At 54.4% G+C, this 25540-nt stretch carries 23 protein-coding genes; 14 read left to right on the forward strand and 9 right to left on the reverse strand.

The annotated features are described in order from the left end of the window. Positions 1-12 precede the first annotated feature (12 nt). From GNT65_RS08560 to GNT65_RS08575, 4 genes are all read left to right on the forward strand, one after another. Positions 13-1305 (forward strand): DEAD/DEAH box helicase, encoded by a 1293-nt coding sequence (locus tag GNT65_RS08560; RefSeq protein WP_160795263.1) that lies wholly within the window; start codon positions 13-15, stop codon positions 1303-1305. 99 nt (positions 1306-1404) lie between these two features. Beyond that, on the forward strand, positions 1405-2481 hold the full coding sequence (locus GNT65_RS08565; RefSeq protein ID WP_160795265.1) for a CobW family GTP-binding protein: 1077 nt from the start codon (positions 1405-1407) through the stop codon (positions 2479-2481). An 82-nt stretch (positions 2482-2563) separates the two neighbouring features. Continuing rightward, positions 2564-3922: an MATE family efflux transporter gene (locus tag GNT65_RS08570; protein ID WP_160795267.1), complete on the forward strand. Its 1359-nt coding sequence runs from the start codon at positions 2564-2566 to the stop codon at positions 3920-3922. A gap of 152 nt (positions 3923-4074) precedes the next feature. Beyond that, positions 4075-5139 carry a TonB family protein gene (locus tag GNT65_RS08575; RefSeq protein ID WP_160795269.1) on the forward strand — a complete coding sequence of 355 codons (1065 nt, stop codon included), beginning with the start codon at positions 4075-4077 and terminating at the stop codon, positions 5137-5139. A 45-nt stretch (positions 5140-5184) separates the two neighbouring features. On the opposite strand, the gene nadK is transcribed toward GNT65_RS08575, so the two are convergent. Next, positions 5185-6063, reverse strand: a complete 879-nt coding sequence (gene nadK, locus GNT65_RS08580; RefSeq protein WP_160795271.1) for an NAD(+) kinase — start codon at positions 6061-6063, stop codon at positions 5185-5187. Positions 6064-6163: 100 nt separating this feature from the next. Here nadK and grpE point away from each other — a divergent pair, with 100 nt between their 5' ends. Beyond that, positions 6164-6781, forward strand: a complete 618-nt coding sequence (gene grpE, locus GNT65_RS08585; RefSeq protein WP_160795273.1) for a nucleotide exchange factor GrpE — start codon at positions 6164-6166, stop codon at positions 6779-6781. Positions 6782-6848: 67 nt separating this feature from the next. Here grpE and dxs read toward each other — a convergent pair whose 3' ends face one another. Genes dxs through xseB form a run of 3 tightly spaced genes read right to left on the reverse strand, consistent with a single transcriptional unit; the run spans position 6849 to position 9861 of the window. Continuing rightward, complete coding sequence (dxs, locus tag GNT65_RS08590) at positions 6849-8717, reverse strand: 1-deoxy-D-xylulose-5-phosphate synthase (RefSeq protein WP_160795275.1); 1869 nt, start codon at positions 8715-8717, stop codon at positions 6849-6851. 22 nt (positions 8718-8739) lie between these two features. After that, positions 8740-9621, reverse strand: a complete 882-nt coding sequence (ispA, locus tag GNT65_RS08595; protein ID WP_160795277.1) for a (2E,6E)-farnesyl diphosphate synthase — start codon at positions 9619-9621, stop codon at positions 8740-8742. Then, on the reverse strand, positions 9622-9861 hold the full coding sequence (gene xseB, locus GNT65_RS08600) for an exodeoxyribonuclease VII small subunit (RefSeq protein WP_011866566.1): 240 nt from the start codon (positions 9859-9861) through the stop codon (positions 9622-9624). A 395-nt stretch (positions 9862-10256) separates the two neighbouring features. Here xseB and pomA point away from each other — a divergent pair, with 395 nt between their 5' ends. The 3 genes from pomA to thiI all read left to right on the forward strand — a co-directional run bounded on the left by pomA (position 10257) and on the right by thiI (position 13676). Further along, the gene (gene pomA / locus GNT65_RS08605; protein WP_011866565.1) at positions 10257-11024 is read left to right on the forward strand and encodes a flagellar motor protein PomA; all 768 of its coding nucleotides are present in this window, start codon (positions 10257-10259) and stop codon (positions 11022-11024) included. A gap of 4 nt (positions 11025-11028) precedes the next feature. Continuing rightward, positions 11029-11973: a flagellar motor protein MotB gene (locus tag GNT65_RS08610; RefSeq protein ID WP_160795279.1), complete on the forward strand. Its 945-nt coding sequence runs from the start codon at positions 11029-11031 to the stop codon at positions 11971-11973. A gap of 245 nt (positions 11974-12218) precedes the next feature. Continuing rightward, entirely contained in the window at positions 12219-13676 is a 1458-nt protein-coding gene (gene thiI, locus GNT65_RS08615) for a tRNA uracil 4-sulfurtransferase ThiI (protein ID WP_160795281.1), read from the forward strand. Between the two features lie 439 nt (positions 13677-14115). Here the strand turns inward: thiI and GNT65_RS08620 are convergent, their stop codons facing one another. Continuing rightward, a complete protein-coding gene (locus tag GNT65_RS08620) occupies positions 14116-14346 on the reverse strand; it encodes a hypothetical protein (RefSeq protein ID WP_160795283.1) in 231 nt (76 codons plus the stop codon). 182 nt (positions 14347-14528) lie between these two features. Between GNT65_RS08620 and GNT65_RS08625 the strand changes: the two genes are divergently transcribed. The 4 genes from GNT65_RS08625 (at position 14529) to rlmM (ending at position 17775) form a co-directional block, all read left to right on the forward strand. Beyond that, a complete protein-coding gene (locus GNT65_RS08625; protein ID WP_160795285.1) occupies positions 14529-15440 on the forward strand; it encodes a transcriptional regulator GcvA in 912 nt (303 codons plus the stop codon). A gap of 66 nt (positions 15441-15506) precedes the next feature. Continuing rightward, the gene (locus GNT65_RS08630; RefSeq protein ID WP_181006216.1) at positions 15507-16202 is read left to right on the forward strand and encodes an alpha/beta family hydrolase; all 696 of its coding nucleotides are present in this window, start codon (positions 15507-15509) and stop codon (positions 16200-16202) included. Beyond that, positions 16195-16584 carry a DUF423 domain-containing protein gene (locus tag GNT65_RS08635; protein WP_160795287.1) on the forward strand — a complete coding sequence of 130 codons (390 nt, stop codon included), beginning with the start codon at positions 16195-16197 and terminating at the stop codon, positions 16582-16584. Before GNT65_RS08630 ends, GNT65_RS08635 begins: the two co-directional genes overlap by 8 nt. Before the next feature lie 99 nt (positions 16585-16683). After that, entirely contained in the window at positions 16684-17775 is a 1092-nt protein-coding gene (gene rlmM / locus GNT65_RS08640; RefSeq protein ID WP_160795289.1) for a 23S rRNA (cytidine(2498)-2'-O)-methyltransferase RlmM, read from the forward strand. 322 nt (positions 17776-18097) lie between these two features. On the opposite strand, the gene GNT65_RS08645 is transcribed toward rlmM, so the two are convergent. Beyond that, positions 18098-19105: an isocitrate dehydrogenase gene (locus GNT65_RS08645; protein WP_160795291.1), complete on the reverse strand. Its 1008-nt coding sequence runs from the start codon at positions 19103-19105 to the stop codon at positions 18098-18100. Between the two features lie 298 nt (positions 19106-19403). On the opposite strand from GNT65_RS08645, the gene GNT65_RS08650 reads away from it, so the two are divergent. Together GNT65_RS08650 and GNT65_RS08655 are read left to right on the forward strand one after the other, a co-directional pair. Next, positions 19404-22217 (forward strand): alpha/beta hydrolase family protein, encoded by a 2814-nt coding sequence (locus GNT65_RS08650; RefSeq protein ID WP_160795293.1) that lies wholly within the window; start codon positions 19404-19406, stop codon positions 22215-22217. Between the two features lie 114 nt (positions 22218-22331). After that, positions 22332-22802: a methyltransferase family protein gene (locus GNT65_RS08655; RefSeq protein WP_244952135.1), complete on the forward strand. Its 471-nt coding sequence runs from the start codon at positions 22332-22334 to the stop codon at positions 22800-22802. Between the two features lie 23 nt (positions 22803-22825). Here the strand turns inward: GNT65_RS08655 and GNT65_RS08660 are convergent, their stop codons facing one another. The 3 genes from GNT65_RS08660 to ppnN form a co-directional block, all read right to left on the reverse strand. Further along, positions 22826-23212, reverse strand: coding sequence for a DUF3192 domain-containing protein (locus tag GNT65_RS08660; RefSeq protein WP_160795297.1), 387 nt, complete (start codon positions 23210-23212; stop codon positions 22826-22828). 152 nt (positions 23213-23364) lie between these two features. Next, positions 23365-24135: a flap endonuclease Xni gene (gene xni / locus GNT65_RS08665; RefSeq protein WP_160795299.1), complete on the reverse strand. Its 771-nt coding sequence runs from the start codon at positions 24133-24135 to the stop codon at positions 23365-23367. 18 nt (positions 24136-24153) lie between these two features. Next, positions 24154-25506, reverse strand: coding sequence for a nucleotide 5'-monophosphate nucleosidase PpnN (gene ppnN / locus GNT65_RS08670; protein ID WP_160795301.1), 1353 nt, complete (start codon positions 25504-25506; stop codon positions 24154-24156). Positions 25507-25540: the final 34 nt, after the last annotated feature.

Genomic DNA, 25540 nt, shown 5'->3' on the forward strand with positions numbered 1-25540 from the left:
CGCAGGTTGCCCATGAATTTCGATGCCCTCCCGTTAGATCCCTTACTGGCCCAGGCGGCCACCGCCTGTGGCTACGAGCGTCTGACTCAGGTTCAGGCCAAGGTGATCCCCAGCGCGCTTGCGGGGCGGGATCTGATGGTCTGTGCCCAGACGGGGACGGGAAAGACGGCAGCCTTTAGCTTCGTGCTGCTGCAGCGTCTGCTCAGTCAGCCCAGACAACAAGGGCAACTCAGCGCCCTGGTCCTGACTCCAACGAGAGAACTGGCGATACAGGTGGCAGAAAGTATTGCTCGCTACAGCCAGTTTACCCAGCTGACTAGCCTGGCCGTCTACGGCGGCGCCAACATCAATCCGCAGCGTAAGGCGCTGGCGAGAGGGGTAGACATCCTGGTGGCTACTCCGGGGCGTTTGTTCGATCTGCTGGGGCAACATGGGCTGAGCCTGGAGGCGGTGGAACAGCTCATTGTCGATGAGGCGGATCGCATGCTAGACATGGGGTTTGTGAAGGATATCGAGCGCACCAAGCGGCTGCTGGCCCATACTCACTCAACCATGTTGTTCTCGGCCACCTTTACCCCAGAAGTTAAGGCGCTAGCCACTAAGATGCTGGATGAGCCTGAGTGGATCAATGTAACCAGTTCAGGTAAGGGCCCTCAGATCGAGCAGAAAGTCTATCCCATAGATGGCCGCCGCAAGGCAGAGCTGTTGGCCGAGCTTATCGGCCGCAACAACTGGCAACAGGTGCTGGTCTTCGTTAACACCAAGGAGAGCGCCGAGCGACTGCATCGCGAGCTGAAGTTAGATGGCATTAAGAACGCCGTTTTTCATGGGGATAAGACCCAGGGGGCGCGCAATAGGGCGCTGGAACAATTTAAGGCCGGCGAGCTAAGGGTATTGGTGGCGACAGACGTGGCCGCCCGCGGCCTGGATATTGCCGCCTTGCCCCTAGTGATAAACCTGGAGTTGCCCGACGAACCCCAGGACTATGTCCACCGCATCGGCCGCACCGGCCGCGCCGGTCTCAGTGGGATCAGCATCTCCTTGGTTGCCAAGCAAGATGAAGCGGCCCTGGCGGCGGTCGAGGCCCTTATCGGCAAGACTTTGCCACGTGAGGTGCAACCAGGATATGAGCTGGGGGCGCCGTTACCCCAAAGATATCGTGAGCTTGACGTTGCTCAACATAAGGCGGCTCAACCCAAGCGGGGCAAGGGGCAGAAGTTTGGCGGCCAGGATAATAGAAGAGGCCAGAGTCGTGATAAAGCGAGGCGGTCACCAAATGGAAAGTCCTTCAAGGGCAGGCGTTAGGCGTTCGCTGGCAGGGACAGCATCGGCTTGAATTAAAAATCTTTTCAATCTCAGGCTCGCACTCTACACTGGGGGCGATTTTCCAATGTGGAGCCCCTAATGATCCTCAAACCCATTCCTACCCATGTCGTGACAGGTTTTCTCGGTGTGGGCAAAACCAGCTTTATCCAGTATTTGCTTGCCCACAAGCCAGCCGATGAGACCTGGGCCGTACTGGTCAATGAGTTTGGCGAGATAGGCATAGACGGCGAACTCCTCAAGGGGGGGAAGGGGGACGTGGTCATCAAGGAGGTGGCGGGTGGTTGTCTCTGCTGCGCCGCCGGGGTGCCCACTCAGGTGGCGGTCAATCAGCTCATCGCCAGAGCAAAACCAGATCGCCTGTTTATCGAGCCCACGGGCCTGGGTCATCCCAAGGCGATCGTGGAGACCCTGAGTCAGGGGCATTTTAAGCAGGTGCTGTCGATGCGTGCCAGCTTGTGTCTGGTGGACCCGAGAAAGCTTAGCGACCCGCGATATCTGGAGAGTACGCTTTTTAGCGAGCAGCTGCGCATCGCCGATCTCATCCTGGCCAACAAGATGGATCTGGCCAGTGACGATGACGTTAAGCGGCTAGAGGCTTACCTGACGCAGCAAGCAATCAAAGCCGAGGTCATGGTTGTGCAGGTGTCAAAGCTGCTCTTGGAAAATGACGCCGCCTTATATCAATCTCTTAATCAGCATTATTTTGAGCGGCCCACGGCCTGGCGTGTCCAGATGCCAGCGAAGCAAATATCAGGAGCTCGTTCCTCTATATCAACTGGCGCGCTGCAACGGCCCACTTTACCCTTCGACGAGGCGCCCGAGGCACAAGCTCTGCAATTCGACGAGCTGGGTATCTACCGCGCCAGTAATCAGCACGAAGACAGCTATACCCTTGGCTGGGTGTTTGACTGTCGCTACGAGTTTGACTTCGAGGCTCTGGTGGCCTGGGTAAAAAGGCAGGATATACTGCGTCTCAAGGCGGTGATGATCACCGAAGAGGGGATAGCGGCCTTTAACTATGTGGATGGACAACTCAGCGTGGCGGAGCTAGATGATAGCCTGGATTCGCGTCTGGAGATGATAGCCGCGGGACCGCTGTCACAGACAGAGATAGAGACGGCCTTGCTGCAGCTATCTAAACGTCTCGCTATCTGATATCTTCGCACACCAATAGCCGTTTCTGTGTTGAATCAATACCCTATCTAAGAGTCTAGCCTGAGAGCCTAGCCAGAGAACTATGTCTTTGAATCATGCCGCACACGAGAGTGATGAGCACTCAAATTTAGCCACTGCACCCATCCCTAAATTGGTGTGGCGTTATGCCATTCCTACCATACTCTCCATGGTGGTGACAGGCGTCTATGTGGCCATCGACGGCATGTTTGTCGGACATTACCTTGGCGAGGTGGGGCTAGCAGGCATGATGCTGGCCTATCCCGTGGGGGCGATACTCTACGCGGTCGGCGCCCTGATCGGCATGGGGGCTGCCTCCCTGGTATCGATAAACCTGGGGTTAAAAGATGTTGCCCGGGCGAGGCAGTTGTTGGGTAACGCCTTTTCCCTCTGCCTGCTGGCGGGCACATTCATGGCCCTAGGCGGTACCCAGTGGAGTCAGACCATACTCGTCTGGCTCGGGGCCGAGGGGGAGGTGCTGGCCAGCGCGCAGCAGTATCTGTTCTGGTATTTTGCCCTCGGGGTGTTCCCGGTGCTGGCGATTGCTTTTACCGCCTTGCTACGCAACGATGGCCGCCCAGGTTTTGTCACTGTGGTGCTTATTCTATCGGGCTGTCTGAATGTCTTACTGGATTGGCTGCTGATTGTCGTCTTCCCCTATGGTCTCGCGGGCGCCGCCATTGCCACCATGATCTGTCAGGCCTTTACCGCGCTCGCCTGTCTGCAGCACTTCTTCACCGAACGTACCCGCCTGGGCATCGACTGGCAACATATGCGCCTGAACCCTGATCACTGCATCAACATCCTTAGAGTCGGCGTGCCCAGCTTCTTGATGAATCTCTATCTCTCCATCGTACTGACCCTACATAACATGGCGTTTCTCTGGGTCGGGGGGCCGATCCATGTGGCGGCCTATGGAGTGGTGAGCTACGCCGAGGCTTTGTTCTACCTGATCTTTGAGGGAATCGCCTTCGGCACTCAGCCGCTATTTAGCTTTAATACCGGCGCCAAGCGTTTCGACAGAGTATTCGAGACCCTGAGGCTGGTCATCATCATGACCCTGGCGACCGCACTGGCGGGCGTCGCCTTCATCTACTGGGGGCCTGAGTATTTGGTCTATATCTTCGCCGGTGACAACCCTGAGCTGACGCCCGTCGCGATCGAGGGGATGCGTCTCTATTTCTGGGGGCTGCCGTTCGAGGGGCTTATACTCGTCGGTGCGGCCTTCTTCCAAGCCATCAACCGCCCGAGAGAGGCGTCGATATTAACCGGCAGCAAGCTGGTGTTGATCGCTCTGGTCCTCTATCTGTTCGCCTGGCTGTTTGGGGTAACGGGTGTCTGGATCTCCCTGGCGAGTTGCTCCTTATTCTTAACTATGTGGATGACATACACTTTAACTAAGCTTTCCAGGGATTTAAGTTAACCTCTATTCCTGTTATTCTTGTAGGGATTTTTGTTTCCGAGCCGTGAGTCGATACATAGGGGGTGCCAAGGCGGGCGTTGCCCGGTCGTTATAGGCGAGGCTATCTCTGGAAGCGAATGAAGCATGATCACAAATAAGGATATTTGTTCACTATGAAGAAGTCATTATCAGGCCTAGCCCTGATGCTTTGCGCGCAGTTTGCCGCGCCCCTTAGCCTAGCCTCGCCCTTTAGTGAGAGTTACGCCGCCTATCAGCAGGCCCTGGCGGCCCAAGACAAGGCTCAGGTGGCACTCGCCGCGGCCAAAGCCTATGAGTTGGGGCAGAACTATTTCGAGCCCGACAGCATAGATTTGGTCAATCTCGAGCTTAATCTGGCTACGGCACTGCAAGACAATGGTGAGACCCAGGCCGCGCACGAGCATTTTAACAGGGTCATTCAAAACTATCGTCAGCGCTTTGGTCGGGATGCCATAGAGCTTGTCGATCCCTTGATTGGCGCCGCACAAACCATGGATGCCTCCAAGGAGAAGGTCGACCTGTTTAAGCAGGCTATCTCTATCGCGCAGGATGCCGACAAACCGCAGCTGCTGGCCGAGGTAAAGATGTTGACCTTCCACGGGCTGGCCTCGACCCATTTCTATACCCGAGACATTCGTGACGAGGCGCTGGAAGCCTATGAGATCTATCGTCATGAGCTGCCGGCCGATGCCATGGCGCGACTAAAGGCCACCTATTATGCCGGTATGATTAAGGCGGCCGAGAAGAAATATGACAAGGCCATCCCTCTGCTCGAAGAGGTGATCAAGCAGTTCTCCGTACTCGACTTCAGTCACCCCTACAAGCTGGCCGCCCATGCGCGCCTGGTGGAGATTTTTGAGGCCGAAGGCGAGAGCGATAAGTCCACTCAACATTGTGTGGCCATAGGCAGCATGAAGCCATGGTCCGATGAACAGGAGCAGGCTCCCCTCTATCGTGAGGCGCCTAAATATCCTATCTCCTATGCCAGAGACGGCCGGGAGGGCTGGACTCAGATGTCCTTTACCGTGGATGAGCAGGGATTCGTGCGCGATCCTGTGGTGCTGGCCTCGGAAGGGGGGCAGAAGTTTACTCGCGAGTCACTAAAGGCCATCAAGCGTTGGCGCTATGCGCCTAAGTTTGTCGATGGCAAGCCCATCGCCGCCGAGGTGAGTGTCCAGCTGCACTATAAACTGAATTAATGCAAAGCCCGCATCGATAGCGGGCTTTTTTAATGCAACAGCAGGTTAAAACAGCTTGCTGCCCCAACCCAGCTTGTTTCGCAGCACGTGGAAGTAGTTGTAACCCTTGGGGTGGATCAGCCTGAGACGCTCCTTACTGCGGCGCACTATGATCTCGTCCCCCGGCAGTACAGGTAGGGTGACATGGCCATCACAGCTCACCTCCAGAGCGTCGCCGTTCTCCGGTGACACGACCAGCTTGATGATGCTACAGGCGTCGACCACGATAGGGCGGCAAGAGAGGGTATGGGGAAACATGGGCACCAAGATCAAGGCTTCCAGATTTGGCGTCAGTATGGCGCCCCCTGCCGAGAGAGAGTAGGCGGTTGAGCCGGTCGGGGTCGAGACTATCATGCCGTCCGCGCGCTGGCTGTACATGAACTTGTCGTCGATATAGACCTCGAACTCGATCATGTGAGCGATCTTGCCCGGGTGGAGTACCGCCTCATTGACCGCGGTATTGCTCGACTTCATCTCGCCATGTCTGTGCACCTCTGATTCCAGCAGGAACCTGTGCTCAGTCTCATATTCACCCTGGAGCACCTTGCCCAGGGCTTCCTCGAAGGTATCCGGGGGCAGGTCGGTGAGAAAGCCCAGGTTGCCCCGGTTGACCCCAATGACGCCGATATCGAAGCGGGCCAACACCCGTGCGGCGCCGAGCATGTTGCCGTCACCGCCGACCACTATGGCTAGATCGCAATACTCGCCAATCTGCAGCAGATCCACCGATTTCGTCTGGGGGCCAATTTCTGCGGCAACCCGCTCCTCGACATACACATCATAGGCCTGCATGGTCAACCAGTGGTGTAGACGTTTGAGGGTCTTATGAGTCCCTGGGTGATGGGGTTTGCCGATTAACCCAATTGTGTGAAACGCTTTGCTCATATTTCTGTTTGATCCATGCCTTAGGGCTTGAAACCTCAAATTTGATCCCCATAATATGCCCAGAGCATGCAGAAACAAAGCATTTTTAGCTGGAGTAACAATGAGCAAAGAGTCAAACAAAGCCCAAGAACCACAGATTGAAGAAACCGAAGCTGTAGAAGTTGAAACCGAGGTGGTTGAAGATGCAGCCAGTTTGATGGATGAACTTACCCAAGCTAATTTCCGTGTTGAAGAGCTGGAGCAGGCCCTGGCCGCCGCCGAAGCTAAGGTGGAAGAGCAGAAAGATTCTGTAGTCCGCGCCGCCGCCGAGGTAGAGAACGTGCGTCGCCGTGCGGCGTTGGATGTCGAGAAGGCTCACAAGTTTGCCCTGGAAAAGTTTGCCAACGAGCTGCTACCCGTTATCGATAACATGGAGCGTGCGTTGCAAGGCACCAGCAGTGAAGATGAAGCCACTAAGGCGATCTACGAGGGGGTTGAGTTGACCCTGAAGAGTTTCACCAGCGCCGTGGCCAAGTTTGGTTTGACCCAGGTCGACCCTCAGGGTGAAGCCTTCAACCCGGATCATCACCAGGCGATCGGTATGCAGCCTAGCGAGGAATTCCCGGCCAATACAGTGATGATGGTGATGCAGAAGGGCTATATGCTAAACGAGCGTCTGTTGCGTCCCGCCATGGTAATGGTGTCTCAGGGCGGCGCCAGCGTCGACACTCAAGCATAAGTAAATTGCTTCAAGAGATTAAAAAAGGCCTCATTAAGAGGCCTTTTTTGTGGGCTAGGGAGCGGGCTTAGTCCGCCAGATAGGCGCGGATCTGCGCTTCTATGCCCGGACCATCCAGCTGCAGCTCGGCCAGGATCTCGCCGCACTCGCCATGCTTGATAAACTCGTCGGGCAGGCCGATGTTGAGTACAGGCATTGGCAGCTTAAGCTGCTGCAACAGTTCGAGTACACCCGAGCCTGCGCCACCCATGATGGCGTTCTCTTCCACCGTCACCAGCAGATCATGGCTGGCGGCCAGCTGTTTCACCAGCTCCACATCCAACGGCTTAACGAAGCGCATGTCTGCCAGGGTGGCATCGAGCGCCTCGGCCGCCTGACTCGCCGAAGCCAGCGTGGTACCGAAGTTGAGGATGGCGATCTTCTTGCCTTCACGCTTGATCAGGCCCTTGCCTATCTCATAGGCGGTCATGGTCTCGACCTGAGGCTCGCCTGTGGCGCTGCCTCTTGGGTAACGGATTGCCGTCGGCCCCTCGTTATAGCAGTAGCCTGTGTAGAGCATCTGGCGACACTCGTTCTCATCCGATGGCGCCATGATCACCATGTTAGGAATGGCGCGCATATAGCTGAGATCGAAGGCGCCTTGGTGGGTCGGGCCGTCTGGGCCGACGATGCCGCCACGGTCGATGGCGAAGATCACCGGCAGTTTCTGCAATGCTACGTCGTGGATCAGCTGATCATAGCCGCGCTGCAGGAAGGTAGAGTAGATCGCCAGCACAGGTTTGTAGCCCTCACAGGCAAAGCCTGCGGCGAGCGTCACCGCATGTTGCTCGGCGATGGCCGCATCGAAATACTGTTTCGGGAAGCGCTGGGAGAATTCCACCATGCCTGAGCCTTCGCGCATGGCAGGGGTGATCCCCAGTACCTTGTCATCTTTCTGGGCCATGTCGCACAGCCAGCGACCAAACACCTGAGAGAAGGTGGGGTTAGCCGGTTTCGTGGCGGGCTTGGCAAAGGTGGATGGATCGAACTTAGGCACCGCGTGCCAGCCGATAGGGTCCTTTTCCGCCGGCTCATAGCCGCGTCCCTTCTTGGTCATGATGTGCAATATCTGCGGGCCGGAGAGGTTACGCATGTTGCGTAGGGTCTCGACCAGGGCGTCCACATCATGGCCATCAATAGGGCCGATATAGTTAAAGCCCAGCTCCTCAAACATGGTGCCGGGAACGACCATGCCCTTGAGATGCTCCTCGGTGCGCTTGGCCATCTCCTTGATGACAGGCATCCCCTTGAGCACCTTCTTGCTGTTCTCGCGAATGGTGGTGTAGAGACGACCGGACATCAGCTGCGCCAGGTGATTATTCAGCGCGCCGACGTTTTCGGAGATAGACATCTCGTTGTCGTTGAGCACGACCAGCATGTCGTTGTGCAGATCGCCGGCGTGGTTCATGGCTTCAAACACCATGCCACCCGTCATGGCGCCGTCGCCAATGACCGCCACCACCTTACGTCCGGCCTGTTCCTTCTCGGCCGCCACGGCCATGGCCAGCGCCGCACTGACTGAGGTGCCTGAGTGACCGACGCTGAAGGTGTCATATTCGCTCTCTTCCCGCCAAGGGAAGGGGTGAATGCCGCCTTTCTGGCGTATGGTGGGCATCTTGTCCCGGCGACCCGTGAGGATCTTATGGGGATAGGCCTGGTGGCCCACGTCCCAGATCAGGCGATCGAATGGGGTGTTGTAGACATAGTGCAGGGCGACCGTCAGCTCGACCGTGCCCAGGCCAGAAGCGAAGTGGCCACTGGAGATGCCTACCGACTGTAGGAGATAACTTCTGAGTTCGTCAGCAAGTTTTGGTAATACACCCTGGGGAAGCTGTCTTAATTCATCTGGGGTGTCGGCCTGTGCCAGCACAGGGTATTTCGTAATATCCAAACTCATAGCGAGATTCTTTGGCTCTTTATTATACTCTTCGCTCTATGATGAAACGGGCGAATTCGGCAATTAACTGGCTATTGTATGGTAATTTAGCCAGCGCTGATAGGGCGTCTTCGATCAAACTTTTCGCGGTCGCTTGGGCCCCGGATAAACCGAGTAGTTTCGGGTAGGTACTCTTGTTCGATTCACAGTCCGAGCCCTGGGGCTTACCCAGCTCTTCTGTGCTGGCGATGATGTCCAGCACATCGTCTTGTACCTGGAAGGCGAGGCCGATGGCTTCGGCGAATGTTATCAGATGGCGAGCTTGCTCATCTGTGACCTTGGCAGCAATGATAGGTAATTCTACTGCGCAGCGAATCAAAGCGCCCGTTTTTAATCTATGTAATCGCTTTAATGTCTCGAGATCTATCTGTTTGTCGGTGGCGTTCAAATCCATCGCCTGGCCGCCACACATGCCGCCGTAGCCGGAGGCCTTGGCGAGTGCTCGTACCATGGCCAGTTGCTGGTTGGCACTCAGTTCGCTGCCTTCCTGGCTGATGATCTCGAAGGCCAGGGTTTGCAGGGCATCACCCGCCAGTATGGCGGTGGCTTCATTGAAGGCGATATGCACGGTGGGTTGACCGCGGCGCAGGGCGTCGTCGTCCATGGCTGGTAGGTCGTCGTGGATCAGCGAATAGGCATGAATACATTCGATGGCGGCGGCGCAGGCATCGAGCCTGTGCAGTGGCACACCCAGCATCTCGCCCACGGCGTAGACCAAGAAGGGGCGGATACGCTTGCCGCCAATCAGGGCACCGTGTTTCATGGCGGCCTTGAGCTGTGGCTCGGTTTCGTCTTGTGCGTTGATAAAATGGCGTAGCTGGCCGTCGACGCGCTGTTGGTATCGCGTTATCGCTTCATTTAGCAATTATTCGCCCTCTGGCAGATAGGGTTGCAAGCTGGGTTGATCTTGTTCCTGGGTCAAGATCGAGACTTTCTGTTGGGCCTGTTCGAGTTTGCCTTGGCTGTTTCTGACCAGATTGATGCCGCGCTCAAATTGTTTGAGGGCGTCATCAAGCGAGACATCGCCCTGTTCCAGGCTGGTGACGATGTTTTCTAATTCTGTGAGTGACTCTTCGAAGGTCAGGTTTTCAGGTTTTTTGGCCACGGTGATTTTCCCAAGAATTTAGCGACAGACAAAGTATCTCAGTCGACCCTAGGGGTCAAATTGCGCTGTCGTATATTTGTGCAATAGCACGCTTTAAGGAGGTTTTTTTATAAAAAATTGAATTTGTAGCTAAACTTGCGTGTAAGCTGTCCGATAATTGAATTAGAACAATACTCAATTTTGTCAGATATTATATCGTAAACTCCTGTCTGCGGTTAGGCGAATTCCCGCCTAATTGATGACTTTTATGTCGTGGTTCCGGCCCAAGGAGATGCCTTTCGTTGCAAGAGTGAGTAGAGTAGAGACCTGTCTCGAGATGATTATGGTGTTGACTGAGAGCTTGGTCCTCCGACCGAGATATTAGCAATAGCCGATACTGTATAAGAGGAAGAGTTGTGGATTTAGCGACCCTGATAGGCCTGATTGGTGCATTTGGTTTTATTATCGGAGCTATGGTCAGCAGTGGTGGTATCGCCATCTTTGTTGACGTGCCCTCTGTGCTTATCGTGATGATAGGCTCTCTGTTTGTGGTGATGATGAAATTTAACCTCAAACAGTTCCTCGGTGCGGTCAAGATCGCCGCAAAAGCCTTTATGTTCAAGATAGATAAGCCCGATGAGTTGATCGAGCAGTCGGTCACCATGGCAGATGCCGCCCGTAAGGGGGGCTTTTTGGCCTTGGAAGAGGCGGAGATCAGCAACAGCTTCATGCAGAAAGCGGTCGACATGCTGGTGGATGGCCATGACGGCGAGGTGGTGCGTGAAGCCTTAGAGAAGGATATTGCCCTGACCGAAGAGCGTCACAAGACGGGGATTAGCATCTTCAAGGCCCTGGGTGACGTAGCGCCTGCCATGGGGATGATAGGTACCCTTATCGGTCTGGTGGCCATGCTGTCTAACATGGACGACCCTAAGTCTATCGGTCCTGCCATGGCGGTGGCCTTGTTGACCACCCTCTACGGCGCCATCATCGCCAACATGATCGCCTTGCCGATCGCCGATAAACTCTCTTTGCGTATGGGCGAGGAGATGCTTAACCGCAACCTGATCATGGATGCGGTACTCGCCATTCAAGACGGTCAAAACCCCAGGGTCATCGAGGGCTTCTTGAAGAATTACCTCTCGGAGAAACAGCGGGAGATAGACACGACGGACGGGGAATAGCCAGATGGCTAAGAAGGTCAAATGTGATTGTCCGCCCGCCGGGGCGCCTATGTGGTTGGCCACCTTCGCCGACCTCATGTCGCTCTTGATGTGTTTCTTTGTCCTGCTGCTGGCCTTCTCCGAGATGGACGTGATGAAGTTCAAGCAGATAGCCGGCTCGATGAAATATGCCTTCGGTGTGCAGAACAAGGTCGAGGTGAAAGATATTCCCAAGGGCACCTCGGTGATCGCGTTGGAGTTTCGTCCCGGCAAGCCAGAACCCACCCCGATTGAGATCATCAATCAGCAGACCAACGAGATGACCGAGCCTACCATAGAGGTACAGGCCGGTGATGACGACAGCGCCGGTGGCGTGCAGCAGCAGCGGGGCGAGCAGCGCGGCGGCGAGGCGTCTTCGACCGCTCAGGAAGAGGCGGATGCCGAGGCCCAGGCCAAGCAGGAGAAGCAGGATGCCGCGTCACAGGATCAGATTAACGATCAGGTGAAGAAGATGGCTCAGGAGCTCAACAAGGAGATCGTCGATGGGGCGATCGAGATTGAGTCCTTGGGACAGCAGATCATCATTCGCATCCGAGAAAAGGGCGCCTTCTCATCGGGCTCAGGCTTCCTCCAGCCCAGGTTTAAACCTGTGATCCGCCGTGTGGGCGAGTTGCTGAAGGATGTACCGGGGATCATTACCGTCTCGGGCCACACAGATGATATGAACATCAGTAACGAGCTTTATAGTTCCAACTGGGATCTCTCCAGTAAACGCGCCGTAGCCGTGGCCCATGAGCTAGTGCGTGTGCCAGGTTTCGACCAGCAACGCATGAAGGTGGTGGGGATGGCCAGCACTGCGCCGCTGGTGCCCAACGATTCTGCCGCTAATCGCGCCCGCAACCGCCGGGTTGAAATTGCCATCGAGCAGGGCAAGGCCAAGGAGTCAGACGAGATCTTGGTTGGTCAATAGTCGGCCAGTGGTCTTTCTTAGATGAGCTCCAGAATAAGGAGTCCACTCAGGTGGACTCTTTTACTTTAGGCCCTGTGCCGAGGGGCAATCCTTTCGTTGTGAGCCGGATGTAGCTGAATAAAATATGTTCGGCTTGTCCGGTCTTGGCAGAAAATCTTTCCCGAGTCGCTGATTTATGGGCATTTGTGCAGCGGGCTTGGTATAATGGCAAGATTGCTGTTTAAAATTATTCCCGCGGAACGCCCATGAAATTTATCGTAAAACTCTTTCCTGAAATCATGATGAAAAGCAAACCGGTAAGAATGCGTTTTACCAAGATGCTTGAAACCAATATCCGTAACGTGCTGCGCAAGGTCGATGAAGAGGCCAGGGTACAGCGCCAGTGGGATAAGATCATGGTCAGGGTGCCAGAAGACAAGCCGGAGATGATTGAGCGTTACGCCGAGCGTCTCGCCTGTATTCCGGGTATCGCCCATGTGCTGCAGGTACGCGAGAGCACCTTCGAGTCGGTGGACGACATCTATCAGCAGACGCTGGCACTCTATAAAGAGGAGCTCGCCGGTAAGACCTTCTGTGTGCGGGTGAAGCGTAGCGGCAAGCATGAGTTTAACTCTATCGAGGTGGAGCGTTACGTAGGCGGTGGACTCAACCAGTTTACCGAGGCGGCCGGTGTCAGGCTGAAGAACCCCGACATGACGGTCAACCTGGAGATAGATAACGAGCATCTCTATCTGGTGGAGAAACGCATTGAGGGCTTGGGCGGCTTCCCTATGGCGACTCAGGAAGATGTACTGTCGTTGATCTCCGGTGGTTTCGACTCTGGCGTCTCCAGCTTCCAGTTTATCAAGCGTGGTTCTCGCACCCATTACTGTTTCTTTAACCTGGGCGGCGACCAGCACGAGATAGGCGTTAAGCAGGTGGCCTACCATCTGTGGCAGAAGTATGGCGAGTCTCACAAGGTGAAATTTGTCTCTGTGCCGTTCGACCCTGTGGTGCAGGAGATCCTGGAGAAGATAGATAACGGTCAGATGGGGGTTATCCTCAAGCGCATGATGATGCGCGCCGCCAGCCGTATCGCCGAGAAGATGGGGATCCAGGCGCTGGTGACGGGTGAGGCCATGGGGCAGGTGTCCAGCCAGACCCTGACTAATCTGAATGTGATCGACCGCAGTACAGATACGCTGATTCTGCGTCCGCTGATCGTGATGGACAAGCAAGATATCATCAACATGAGCCGCGAGATTGGCACCGAAGACTTTGCCAAGTCGATCCCCGAGTATTGTGGCGTGATCTCACAGAAGCCGACGGTGAAGGCGGTGATGGGTAAGATCCTGGCCGAGGAGGAGAAGTTCTCCGAAGACTTGATCGACCGTGTGGTTGAAGCCGCCGAGGTGATAGATATTCGCGACATCGCCGCCAGCATGGATACCAAGATCACCGAGACAGAAACCGTCGATGCGGTAACCGGTGGTGAGGTTGTGGTCGATATTCGCTCGCCGGAAGAGGAGGAGCAGAGCCCGCTTAACCTTAACGGTATCGAGGTGAAGTGTATTCCTTTCTTCAAGCTGGCGACCCAGTTTGCCGACCTCGATAAAGAGAAGACCTACTTGCTCTATTGCGATAGAGGCGTGATGAGCAAGCTACAGGCACTCTACCTGCAGGAGCAGGGCTATCACAATGTGAAGGTCTATCGCCCTTCGTAAGAGACGTTAGCGGCGCTTTCAGCTAAGAGACAAACGCACGAGATAGAGGCTGCCCGCGGGCGGCCTTTTTTATGAGCTTTTTTATGGCGAACTTTCACGCCTAGGGATGTAATATCAATCCTGGCAAAAAACTGAGCATACTAGCTTGTTAAACTGTTGAATAACTGCGTTAGCTTGCTACTGATCGAAAAATGCCGCCCTGTTCTCAAGCGTTTTGCTTACGCTATTTCTGTTTAGTTACTGCGATTGGTATAAAACCTTGGATCTGTTTAGCTTCTCACGTAACTTATCAGGCAAGTTGGGTCTTGCCTTTACTGCGAAGAGATGAGGTTCGTTCTATTGGTCGGTTCAAAGTTGTTGGACATAAAAAAGCCGCATCTCAGACGCGGCTTGTTTGCTTAATGTTAGCTGTTGGCTATCGTTAGCTAATGCCTAGCAATTACTCGGCGCGCTGTGCGCTGACGCTGGTGTCTGTCTGCTCATCTTTCTGAGCAACCAGAATGGCATTGAGGTCTTCATTCAGATCTTGCTGCATCTGCTCCAGGCCTTCGGCCAGTTGTGCGCTGATGGCAGCATGCAGATCTGTGGTATCGATAACGATTTCATCGGCAGTGGCAGCAGTTGAGGCTGAGAGCAGTGCGATGGCAAATACAGTTTTAAAGTTAATCATAGTGGTCGCCTCCGGGCGGCATATCTTGGGGTGTCAGACACTCCCCAAATACGTCGTAGAGGCTGTCTAACTTCAATCATTTCGTTGGCGCAAAATTTAACCAAAACCCCTTCCCTTTACAAACGATAAAATGTAACAATGAGCATTAGAAAAACTAATTAAAATGTGAGACAAGGATCACTATGTCGAGACGTTTACCTCCATTGAATGCGGTGAAGGCTTTCGAGGCTGCGGCCCGTCACTTAAGCTTTACGCGCGCAGCGGAAGAACTTTTTGTGACACAGGCCGCGGTAAGTCATCAGATTAAGGCATTAGAAGAATATTTAGGGCTAAAGCTCTTTCGTCGTAAGAATCGATCTCTGCTGTTGACCGAAGAGGGGCAGGGTTATTTTCTCGACATAAAAGATATCTTCGTGCAACTGGCCGACGCCACCGATAGATTGTTGGCCCGAAGTGCCATAGGCTCACTCACGGTAAGCACTTCGCCCAGTTTCGCCATTCAGTGGTTGGTGCCTCGCCTGGCAAATTTCAGCGAGAATAATCCCGACATCGATGTGCGGATCAAGGCGGTAGACGATGAGACGAGCAGCCTGACCGATGACGTGGACGTGGCCATCTATTACGGTATGGGCAACTGGCCCGGGCTGCGTGCCGATAAGCTGAGAAACGAGGTGTTGATCCCTGTCTGTTCGCCCATGTTGCTTAGCGGCCCCAAGCCTTTATCTCAGCCGAGTGACCTAAAAAATCATACCCTGCTGCACGATTCTAGCCGCCATGATTGGCAGGCTTGGTTTAGACAATGTGGAATTAATGACGTTAATGTGAACCAGGGCCCCATCTTCAGCCACTCCTCCCTGGTATTGCAGGCCGCCGCTCACGGGCAGGGGATCGCCCTGGGCTATAGCGTGCTGGCCCGTCCCGACATCAAGGCTGGACGCTTAGTGTGTCCCTTCCCTGAGGTGCTGGTGAGTAAGAGCGCCTATTATCTGGTGTGTCAGCAAAATCATGCCGAGATCGGTAAGATCGTCACCTTCAGAAAGTGGATGCTGGACATGTTCGAAGAGGAATCGCGCAGCGAGCTGTTGCCGGGCTAGATCTAATTTACATTAACAAATTGGTTACGCTCGATGTGAGTTGTGAGTCAATGCTAGAGAGGCGAGATGAGTTTTACCCAAAGATTGAATGCGCGGCTCGAGGCGGCCGAACTGCCCGAAAGCCAGTGTCTGTTCTCTGGCTCGGTGGATGATGATGCGCTGGCGTGCGACACCTTAGTGGTTTTGGGCCATGGTGCAGGGGCTAACATGGAACATGATTTCATGACGCAGATGGCCGAGCGTCTCGCAGGCCAGGGGCTTGGGGTGATCCGCTTTAATTTTCCCTACATGCGCAATAATGCCCTGGATGGCAAGCGCAGGCCGCCGGACAGGGCGCCTAAGCTAATTAAAGACTTTAGTCTGCTGTTAGAGACTGTGCGTGAGGTCTATAGGCCCAAGCGCCTGATTGTAATGGGCAAGTCTATGGGGGGACGCATGGCGGCGATACTCACTGGCGAGCAAGAAGTCGATGGGGTTATCTGTTTGGGCTATCCCTTCGTGCCGCCCAAAGGGGGCGAACCCAGACTCGAGCCGATTGCCGAGTGTCAGGCGCCACTCTTGGTGATACAGGGCGAGCGCGATAAGTTTGGCGCCAAGGGGCAGGTCGAGCCCTGGCTTGAGCCCTATGGGGCCAAACTAGCATGGTTAGCCGATGGCGATCATAGTTTTCTCCCAAGAAAGTCGTCAGGCACGACACAAAGCGCTAATCTGGATTTGGCAGTCTCACATAGTATCCAATTTATTAGGGGGTTAGATGCGTAAAGGGTTTTTATTGCTAGCGGCATTGAGTGGCTTTTTAGCCGTGGCCCTGGGGGCCTTCGGCGCCCATGGACTCAAGCAGGTGACCACGCCAGAGATGATCGACATCTTTAACCTTGGGGTCGAGTATCAGTTCTATCACACCTTTGCCCTGATCGCCGTGGCTTTTAGTGGTCACTGGCTCAAGTCGCGCCTGATCGACTGGGCGGGTTACCTGTTTCTGCTGGGTATGGTGATGTTTTCCGGCTCCCTCTATCTCTACGTGCTGGTGGGCAGCAAATGGACTGGCCCCGTGACGCCCATGGGCGGTGTCTGCTTCCTGCTGGGCTGGTTGTTTATCGCGGTGGCCGTGTGGCGTAATCGCGTGGTGGAGCTGGACGATTAGGGCGCTGAGCGCGCATTAAGATAATCGTATTCATTTTCGAGAAAGTGTAGAATGGCGGCCCAATGATATGGGTCGCCATTTTTTATTCAGGATCTTCCTATGATAAACCTATTTTTATATTGCCGTGCCGGCTACGAGAAAGACTGCGCCGCCGAGATCCAGCAGCGAGCCGCGGAGCTGAATGTTGGCGGCTTTGTAAAGACCAACCGTAACGACGGTTACGTGATTTTTCAGTGTTTCCAGGCGGGTGACGCCGATCTGTTGGCCGAGCAGCTCGAGTTAGACTCGCTGATCTTTACCCGTCAGATGTTTGCCGCCAATGAGCTGCTCAAAGATCTACCGGAAGGCGATCGTGTCACCCCCATCGTCGAAGCCTTAACTAAGGTGAGTAGGGCTGGGGAACTCAGAGTCGAGACGCCAGATACCAACGAGGCCAAGGCGCTGTCGACCTTCTGCCGTAAGTTTACCGTGCCTCTGAGACAGGCGCTGAAACGCAGCGGCGCACTGCTGGAGAAGGAAAACCCTAAGCGTCCCATCATCCACGTCTGTTTCGTCGGCCCGGGAACCGCCTATGTGGGCTACTCCCTGAGCCACAACAGCTCTCCCTACTTCATGGGGATCCCCAGGCTCAAGATGGCCAGCGATGCGCCGAGTCGCTCGACACTCAAGCTGGATGAGGCCTTCATCCACTTCATTCCCAAGTCGGAGCAGGAGCAGCGTCTGCGCAGTGGCATGAACTCTGTGGATCTCGGTGCCTGCCCGGGCGGCTGGACCTATCAGCTGGTGCGCCGGGGCATGTTTGTGGCGGCGGTGGACAACGGCCCCATGGCGCAGAACCTGATGGACACGGGACAGGTAAGACACTATCAGGCCGATGGCTTTCGTTTCGAGCCGCCAAAGAAGAATATCTACTGGCTGGTGTGCGACATGGTAGAGAAACCCTCGCGGGTGGCCGAGCTGATGGAGGCCTGGGCGATCAATGGTTGGTTCAAGGAGGCGATCTTTAACCTCAAGTTGCCGATGAAGAGCCGTTATAAGGAGGTATCGACTATCCTGGCGACTATGCAGGAGGTGTTGAGGGAAAATGGTATCGACGATTTCCATCTGGCCTGTAAGCACCTGTATCACGACAGAGACGAGGTGACCGTGCATCTCTGGTTGCGACCCAGCTCAGGTTTTAACTTTGGTTAATGCCGGATTTTACTTTGGTTAAGGTGAGCGTCAGGCCCGGATGGCGGAGCTAGGATAAGCCGCCATCGCAGAGGCTTTATACCAATCGTAATAAACAATTGATCATTCTAGCTTGTTAAAACGCTCGATAACTGTATTAGTATTTTTAATTGTAGAATAACTACTTATCTAAAAATCCTGCTTTGTTCTCAAGCGTTTTTCCTGCGCTATTTCTGATCATATGTTTACTGTGATTGGTATTAGGCATTGGTTGCAGAGACTGGATAATAAAAAGCCCCGCGATTGCGGGGCTTTTTGCTTCTAGCCTATGGCTACTGGTCTATTACAGACGCTCGAGTACCGCCTGGGTGAAGTCAGAAGTACCGTGAGTACCGCCAAGGTCGCGAGTCGTGCGGTCGCCTTCTTCGATCACGGTAGAGACCGCCGTGCGAATGGCGTGTGCCTTGTCTGACATGCCCAGGTATTCCAGCATCTGGATTGACGCCAGAATGACTGAAGTTGGGTTAGCCAGGTTCTTACCTGCGATATCTGGTGCACTGCCGTGAACCGCTTCGAAGATCGCCGCGTCCTTACCTATGTTGGCACCTGGTGCCATACCCAGGCCGCCCACCAGACCGGCACACAGATCCGATAGTATGTCACCGAACAGGTTGGTGGTGACGATCACGTCGAAGTTTTCAGGGTTCATCACCAGTTTCATACAAGTCGCGTCGACAATCATCTCTTCGGTGGTGATGTCTGGGTAACGCTGGCTCACTTCACGGGCAACCTTCAGGAACAGGCCTGAGGTCGACTTCATGATGTTGGCCTTGTGTACGATAGTCACCTTCTTACGACCCTCTTTACGCGCTAGCTCGTAGGCGAAGGTGGTGATCTGCTCGGCGCCCTGACGGGTGATGATACTGGTGGCTTCAGCAGTCGCACCATCTTCAGAAACGGTTTGACCTAGGCCAGAGTACATGCCTTCGGTGTTTTCGCGTACCGTGATGATGTCGATGTTGTCATAACGTGCCTGAGTGCCTTTAAAAGACAATACAGGGCGTACGTTGGCATATAAGCTGAATTTTTTACGTAAAGTGACGTTGATTGAGGTGAAACCTTCGCCGACAGGGGTGGTTAGTGGCCCTTTCAGCGTGATACGGTTCTTCTCGATCATATCCAATGTACGTTGAGGTAGAAGTTCACCTTGCTTCTCAAGTGCGGCTAGGCCTGCATCGGCAAATTCGTATTCGAAATCACATCCAGCTTTATCTAAGATCTTGATTGCTGAGTCGATTATGCTTGGGCCAATCCCATCACCCGGGATAACGGTAATAGTTCTTTTTGACATGGAGAGTCCTTCCACGGTTGGTCGTTACTGCTATTGTCTGACCATGTCGAAAGACACGGTGTTATGACTATGAATTTTTAGAATCTTATCGGCTTTATTTTAACTACTTTTGCGCAAATTTCACAGGAAATAGTGAGCAATCTCACGTTTTTTTGTGTAGGCTAACTTGCAATAACAAAGGCTAATGACGATGATTGATCCTTAAGCGTTAAAAAAGTCTACTTTAGTCTAATAACTCAGGCTACATCCGTTAATGACAAGCTAAATCCGTTAATAATAAGTTAAAACGAGGAAGACCTTGAAGCCATTACCGACCCTATCTCTCTTGTGTGCCAGTCTCTTTTCCTGCGCTGCCCTCAGTGCCGATGTCACGCCCGATGTCATCATGAAATTCGAATCTCTCAAGAAACCCGTGCTCTCGGCCAATGGCAGCGCCTTTGCCGTCGAGGTCAGCCCGGACAGGGGAGACAGTCACGGCCTGGTGAAACGTCTGGGCAGTGAGCAACGTTTTACCGTGGCGGGTGGCAGTAAGCCGCTGATCAGCCGTGATGGTCGTTTCGCCGCCTTCGCTATCGCCCCTAGTTTGCTCGAGCAGGAAAAAGCCAGCCCTAAGGCCCGTAAGAAGCTTAAGGCCGGTCTGGCGTTGCTGGACACTCAAACTGGTAAAGAGACCCGCTATGATAAGGTGAAGGAGTTTGCCTTTAACGAGGCGGGAACCCATCTGGCCATCTGGTATGAGGCCGGTGACGATGCCGATAGTGATAAGAAAGACGAGCCTGAGGCCAACGACAACAATAGTAAGGTTAAGGCCAAAGAGAGCGATAAGAAGCCAAAAGTCGACAAGTATGACAAGGGGCGCACCCTAGAGGTGGTGAACCTCAAGGCGGTGAGCAGTGAGAAACTGGCCCATGTTACCGCTTATTATTTCGATAAGGCGGGCCGCAGTCTGGTCGTTGCCCAAAACGATATTGCCAGTAATCTGCACCGGGTGCAGCGGATGAACCTTGCTAGTGGTGAGCTGCAGGTCATTGCCGGGTATGTGGATCAGCAAATAGGCGCCGTATCCGCCAGTGAAGATGGTAAATATGTTGCCTTTACCTATGGCAAGGCCAGCGATGCCCCCTGGGGACGTGAATACCATCTCGCCTTGCATCAAGCGGGCAGCGACAAGCTGCATCGGGTGGCCAACAGCGACGAGTGGACCCTGAACCGTTACAGCGAGCTGACCTTCTCCGAGGACAGTAAGCGCCTCTTCTTCGGCCGCGTGCCCGAGGTGAGTCAGCAGTTAGAGTTGCCTAAGGTGGCTAAGGCGGATGATCTCTATGATACTGAGGTGATCACCGGCCAACGTGAGCTAAGGGTGTGGCATGGGGACGACCCGCGCATCAAGCCAAACGAGGTCAAGCAGTACAAGAAAGAACTGAAACGCACCTATCTTGCAGTGTTGCACCTTGGCTCTAAGCAGGTGGTGCAGCTGGCCGATCAGGCGGTGCCGGATGTTGAGCTTGGTCAGCAGCAGCGCTTCATGCTCGCCAGCACAGATGTGCCTTACCTTAAGATGATCACCTGGGCCGGTTTCTACCGCGACTATTATCTGGTGGATCTCAACACAGGGCGTAAGCAGGCGTTTCTCGTTCAGCAACCTGTTTCTCAGGCGCCTTCGCTGTCGCCTAACGAGCGCTTCGTGGCCTATTATCAGCAGGGCAATATCTTCCTCTATCAGATAGCTCAGGATAGCCGGGTCAAGCTGACCAAAGATTTCAAGACGCCGTTTGCCGATGAAGATCATGACTATCCGTCTGTGGCCCCCGGTTATGGTTTAGGCCCTTGGGTAGAGGATGGCTCAGCCTTCCTGGCCTACGATAAGTATGATATCTGGCAGTTTAATACCGATTCTCGCGATGCGTTTCGCATCACGGCCGCCAAGGGACGTAAGGCGCAGATCCAGTATCGCGTCACGGGCTTGCTAGATAAGGCGGACAAGCCGGATCTGCTGAAGCCGGATCAGAGCCTCCTGCTGCATGGCTATAACGAACGCACCAAGGGCGACGGTTTCTACAGCGCCAAGGTGGGTGTTTCTGGCGTTAAGCCGCTTATGGAGGGCGACTATAAGCTCAAGCTACTGGCCCGCGCCGAACAGGGTGAACAGGTGCTGTTTTCTAAGGAGCGCTTCGATCTCTACCCGGATCTCTATGCCAGCGAGCTGCAAAGCCCAGAGCAGGCGACCCGCCAGACCCGCATTGATGACCAGAAGCGCCAGCTTGATTGGGGTAACGCCGAGTTGGTGCACTGGACCAACGGTGACGGCAAGCCGCTCGATGGCGTGCTGATCAAGCCTTCTAACTATGTGGCCGGTAAGCGCTACCCTGTGCTGGTCTATTTCTACCGTTTCATGAGCGACAGGCTGCATGCCTTCCCAGACATGAAGCTGAACCACAGACCAAACTTTGCCTGGTATGCCGATAACGGCTACGCCATCTTCCTGCCGGATATCCGTTTCGAGGTGGGTTACCCTGGTGCGAGCTCGGTTCAGGCACTGACCTCTGGGGTGCAGAAGCTGATTGATATGGGCATCGCCGATGCGAACGCGGTAGGTATTCAGGGCCACTCCTGGGGCGGCTACCAGACCGCCTTTGCCGTGACGCAGACCTCTATCTTCAAGGCGGCGGTAAGTGGCGCGCCCGTGTCTAACATGACCAGCGCCTATAGCGGCATTCGTCACGGCACAGGGCTGGCGCGTCAATTCCAGTATGAGACCGGACAGAGCCGTATCGGTGAAAGCCTGTTTAAGTCGCCGCAGAAATATATCGAAAACTCTCCCGTCTTCTATGTGGAGCGCATCAAGACGCCTATGATGATCATGTTTGGCGATAAAGATGATGCAGTGCCCTGGGAGCAAGGTGTCGAGCTGTATCTGGCCATGCGCCGCGCCGGTAAGGATGTGGTGTTCCTCCAGTATCAGGATGAGCCACATCATCTGAAGAAATACCCTAATAAGCTCGACTATAGCCTGCGCATGATGCAATACTTCGATCATTACCTGAAGGGTAAGCCAGCGCCCGAGTGGCTGACTCGGGGAGAGGCCTATCAGGAGTTTAAGAAGGCGGGCTAAGCCTGACAGTATGTTTAAGCCGGGCAGTGCCCGGCTTTTTTATGGCATGCCGACAAAGGCTATCTCATTGTAGGAAGCCTTACTAAAGGAGCGTAAAGCAAGATGGAGCAGGGTATGACACAAAACGATAGCAAGGGGCCCTGCGTCAAGGTGCCGCCTCCCTTAATTTTTATTCTCTCCATGGCCGCGGCATTTGGTCTGGAGCAGTTATATCCAATGGCGCAGGCAGCCCACCCCCTTGGGCAGCTGATGGGGGGCGTTTTACTATTGGTTTCTTGCCTGGTTTTAGTGCATCTGTTGGTGATCTTCAGGCGGCAGCAGACGGCCATCGAGCCCTGGAAGCCTACCTCCAGCATCATTACCTCTGGCTATTATGGCTATAGCCGTAATCCCATCTATGTGGCTTTCTGTGGGTTTCCCATAGGGTTAGGGCTTTTGTTAGCTTCTCCCTGGCTATTGCTCAGTACCTTGCCTGCCTGTCTGGGGGTCTATTGGTTGGCGATTCGCCGGGAGGAGGCCTATCTGCTGGCTAAGTTTCCCAAGGAATATGGGGCGTATTTAAGCAGTGTCAGGCGCTGGTTGTAACAGCGCCTTTAGCATCTTAGCGATTAACCGCCGATGGGGGAGTCGAGATATTGCTGATAGGTGTCCTGGCCCCAGGCGATCAGCTTATTGTTTTTAAACAGCAGCGGCGTACACTCGTCGCGTGTGGTCTCGCCGTCTGATTTGCTGTGATGGGTGCGATAGAAGAGCACCTGCAGGGTATCTTGGTTAGTGCTCTTGGCCTCGGAGAAGTCGGCCTTACCCATGAGTGTCTTGATCTGCTCTATCGGTTGTCCTATGGACAGCTCGGTTAACTTGGCGTTGTTATAGGCCTGTCTGTCTTCCCAGTCCATATCGTCTGGTGTTGGTTCATAAACCAGGACGACGACGGCGACAAAGGCCAAATAGGCCGCAAAGATTGAGCCTATGATCACTGGAACTTTAGATTTCATCTTACCTTGGGATCCTTCCATGCTGCGGGTGTATCTGCAGTGGATTAAACCACTGCAACATATTGGTTACAATATAAAGCAGATGAAAAAGGGATGGTAGTGTCGTTTTCGCTTACCGCCGAGAGAAAGCCAAGAAATAAGTAACCGAATGTTTACGCCTTTGTCGTCTGCGCAACCCTGAAGTTCGCCAGGCGGGTATTGAGGGGGATATCGGTCTGCAGCTGCACCAGTTTATAGCTCAGTCTCGCTAGAGCCCGTCCCTCTTCAAGCTTCTTGGCCTGTTTGGCACCTATCTTATCCAGTGACGCGTAGACGTTGGCCAGGGTGCGGAAGGTTTTCAGCAGTTCACAGGCCGACTTAGGACCTATACCTGGGATGCCGGGGATCTTGTTGCCGCTGTCGCCGGCCATGGCGAGAAAATCGATAAACTGACTGCGATCGACCCCCAATTGATGCTCACGATCTTCTATGGTGATCGCCTGCTGATTAAAGTGATCCCATAGCTGTATGTTAGGGGAAAGCAGCTGGGTAAAGCCCTTGTCGGTGGAGACGATGATCGCCTCGCCATTGGCTTTCACCATCTTGCTGGCCAGGGTCGCGATCACATCATCGGCCTCGGCAACGGCATCTATGGAGTGAAACCCCCGCTCGGCGAGATGTTGTTTAAGGGCTGGGAGGGTCTGACTAAGTGCCTCGGGCATGGGTTTGCGTCCCTTCTTATAGTCTTCATAGAGCTGTTTGCGCCAGGAGATGGCGTCGCCGTCCCAGACCAGGGTGACGTGACTGGGCTTATGCTTACCCAGTAGCTTACGGCAGGCTGAGGTGACCCTCTCCGCCAAGCCGTTGACATCGCTCTCATTTGGTTGGGCGGCGTGGATACGCCGCACCAGGTTAAGTCCATCTATGATTAAAAATCGGTTCATCTTATCTCTAGCGCAGGGTTAGGTGGCGATCCGATAACAGGGGACATAGGCTGTGCCGGGCAGCTTCATGCGCTGCTGATCCACAAAGGCCTGTAGCAGGGTGTCCATCAACTTCATCAGTTGCTTATCTCCCCTGAGTTCGAAGGGCCCCGAGCGCTCTATCTCTCTCATGGTATCTACCTTGACGTTGCCCGCCACTATACCAGAAAACGCCCGTCTGAGGTTGGCCGCTAGCTCTGCCTTGTTGGACTGGAAGTAGAGGCTGAGGTTGCTCATGATCTCATGATCCGGCACGAAGGGCAGCTGAAACTCGGGCTCTATCTTTAGCGACCAGTTGTACTGGTAGGAATCGCCCGTGTCTCTGCGATGCTGTTTGATGAGCGTCATGCCATGGCTCATGATCCGGGCCACCCGCACAGGGTCGTCGATGACGATCTCATACTTGCTCTGGGCCTCCTCGCCTAAGGTGGCGGCGACAAACTCATCTATCTTGAGAAAGTAATCGGCACTCTCTCTCGGACCTGTGAGGACCAAGGGGAAGGGGATGTTGGTATTTTCCTTGTTGAGTAGGATCCCCAGCAGGTAGAGTAGCTCCTCGGCGGTGCCGGCACCACCTGGGAAGATCACTATGCCGTGCCCCAGGCGCACGAAGGCCTCCAGGCGTTTCTCTATGTCGGGCAAGATCACCAGCTCGTTGACTATCTGATTGGGGGGCTCGGCGGCGATGATACTGGGCTCTGTCAGGCCGACATAGCGGGCGGTACGCACCCGCTGTTTGGCATGGCCGATGGCGGCGCCCTTCATGGGCCCTTCCATGGCTCCCGGCCCGCAGCCGGTACAGATATCCATGCTGCGTAGCCCCAGCTCGTAACCTACCTCCCGGGTGTACTGGTATTCATTGGCGTCTATGCTGTGGCCACCCCAACAGACCACTATGTTGGGGTCTTGGCGCGGGATCACCTGGGCGTTTCTCAGTATGTCGAACACCACGTTAGTGATATGGCTGGAGTTGGTCAGGTTGATGTGTTTCAGGTTGTCGTAGCGATCGCTGAGGTAGACGATATCCCTGAGTACCGCAAACAGGTGCTCCTGGATCCCGGCAATGATGTGGCCATCGACAAAGGCGGCCTCGGGGGGATTAACCAGCTCTATCTTGATGCCACGCTCGCGTCTGAGTACGTTGATGTTGAAGTTGCTGTATTGCTTGAAGAGGGTGCCGGCGTTGTCGCTCTTCAGTCCCGAGGCGAGTACCGCCAGGGAGCAGCTGCGAAAGAGTTGATAGAGTTCACTACTTGCATTTTGCTTGAGGCGATCAACTTCCAACTGGGAAAGTTGATCCATACTGCCTCTGGGACTGATGTTGACGATCATGGCGACTCCTTAGCAGCAGACTCGAGCCATGACA

It is taken from the genome of Shewanella insulae (genome assembly GCF_009831655.1).
Lineage (GTDB): Bacteria > Pseudomonadota > Gammaproteobacteria > Enterobacterales > Shewanellaceae > Shewanella > Shewanella insulae.

Excerpts from the sequence above, each read along its gene's own strand:
- GNT65_RS08560 (WP_160795263.1), top strand. The coding sequence starts at position 13 with ATGAATTTCGATGCCCTCCCGTTAGATCCCTTACTGGCCCAGGCGGCC.
- GNT65_RS08565 (WP_160795265.1), top strand. The coding sequence starts at position 1,405 with ATGATCCTCAAACCCATTCCTACCCATGTCGTGACAGGTTTTCTCGGT.
- GNT65_RS08570 (WP_160795267.1), top strand. The coding sequence starts at position 2,564 with ATGTCTTTGAATCATGCCGCACACGAGAGTGATGAGCACTCAAATTTA.
- GNT65_RS08575 (WP_160795269.1), top strand. The coding sequence starts at position 4,075 with ATGAAGAAGTCATTATCAGGCCTAGCCCTGATGCTTTGCGCGCAGTTT.
- nadK (WP_160795271.1), bottom strand. The coding sequence starts at position 6,063 with ATGAGCAAAGCGTTTCACACAATTGGGTTAATCGGCAAACCCCATCAC.
- grpE (WP_160795273.1), top strand. The coding sequence starts at position 6,164 with ATGAGCAAAGAGTCAAACAAAGCCCAAGAACCACAGATTGAAGAAACC.
- dxs (WP_160795275.1), bottom strand. The coding sequence starts at position 8,717 with ATGAGTTTGGATATTACGAAATACCCTGTGCTGGCACAGGCCGACACC.
- GNT65_RS08610 (WP_160795279.1), top strand. The coding sequence starts at position 11,029 with ATGGCTAAGAAGGTCAAATGTGATTGTCCGCCCGCCGGGGCGCCTATG.
- thiI (WP_160795281.1), top strand. The coding sequence starts at position 12,219 with ATGAAATTTATCGTAAAACTCTTTCCTGAAATCATGATGAAAAGCAAA.
- GNT65_RS08620 (WP_160795283.1), bottom strand. The coding sequence starts at position 14,346 with ATGATTAACTTTAAAACTGTATTTGCCATCGCACTGCTCTCAGCCTCA.
- GNT65_RS08625 (WP_160795285.1), top strand. The coding sequence starts at position 14,529 with ATGTCGAGACGTTTACCTCCATTGAATGCGGTGAAGGCTTTCGAGGCT.
- GNT65_RS08630 (WP_181006216.1), top strand. The coding sequence starts at position 15,507 with ATGAGTTTTACCCAAAGATTGAATGCGCGGCTCGAGGCGGCCGAACTG.
- GNT65_RS08635 (WP_160795287.1), top strand. The coding sequence starts at position 16,195 with ATGCGTAAAGGGTTTTTATTGCTAGCGGCATTGAGTGGCTTTTTAGCC.
- rlmM (WP_160795289.1), top strand. The coding sequence starts at position 16,684 with ATGATAAACCTATTTTTATATTGCCGTGCCGGCTACGAGAAAGACTGC.
- GNT65_RS08645 (WP_160795291.1), bottom strand. The coding sequence starts at position 19,105 with ATGTCAAAAAGAACTATTACCGTTATCCCGGGTGATGGGATTGGCCCA.
- GNT65_RS08655 (WP_244952135.1), top strand. The coding sequence starts at position 22,332 with ATGACACAAAACGATAGCAAGGGGCCCTGCGTCAAGGTGCCGCCTCCC.
- GNT65_RS08660 (WP_160795297.1), bottom strand. The coding sequence starts at position 23,212 with ATGAAATCTAAAGTTCCAGTGATCATAGGCTCAATCTTTGCGGCCTAT.
- xni (WP_160795299.1), bottom strand. The coding sequence starts at position 24,135 with ATGAACCGATTTTTAATCATAGATGGACTTAACCTGGTGCGGCGTATC.
- ppnN (WP_160795301.1), bottom strand. The coding sequence starts at position 25,506 with ATGATCGTCAACATCAGTCCCAGAGGCAGTATGGATCAACTTTCCCAG.